The following is a 514-nucleotide window of genomic DNA, read 5'->3' on the forward strand; positions in this document are numbered from 1 at the left end:
CAGTCGAATGCGAAAACGCTTGATTGCCGAAGGCATGCCACCAGATCAAATTCAGACAATTCACCGTAAGGGTTATCTATTTAAATCCATAAATAGGTAAAGAAAGCGCGGCTATTTGTCTCGATTTTTGGTATTTCGTCACTTATTTTGCTTTAATTAATGAAAATTCAATTTACTCAAAATAACTCAATGAATTTGCGTCTAATTTTTATACTCTGCATTGCCAGTCTGTTTGCTGGTTGTGCTACTTATGCTGGCCTGAACTTTGACCAATTGTTCGGCCCTCAGTTGGTTCGTGAGCGTACTGCCAGCGTTGAAACGCCGCAGGCAGATTTCTTCCAACGCGAGGTAAAACCTATCGTCGATAACCGCTGTGTGGTTTGCCACGCCTGCTACGATGCGCCATGTCAGCTAAAACTCTCATCGGTAGAAGGGATCGACCGCGGAGCATCGAAAGCGTTGGGTTATGAAGGCACTCGCCTGACAGCGGCTGCGCCTACTCGCTTGTTTGAAG

Annotated in this window: 1 pseudogene; it reads left to right on the forward strand. The window is 45.5% G+C overall.

Features of this window, described 5'->3' with window-relative positions:
- Nucleotides 1-189: 189 nt before the first annotated feature.
- Nucleotides 190-514 (forward strand): annotated as a pseudogene (locus R8N47_RS28485) (9-hexadecenoic acid cis-trans isomerase); the annotation flags it as partial.

The organism is Vibrio sp. 2132-1 (assembly GCF_033344315.1).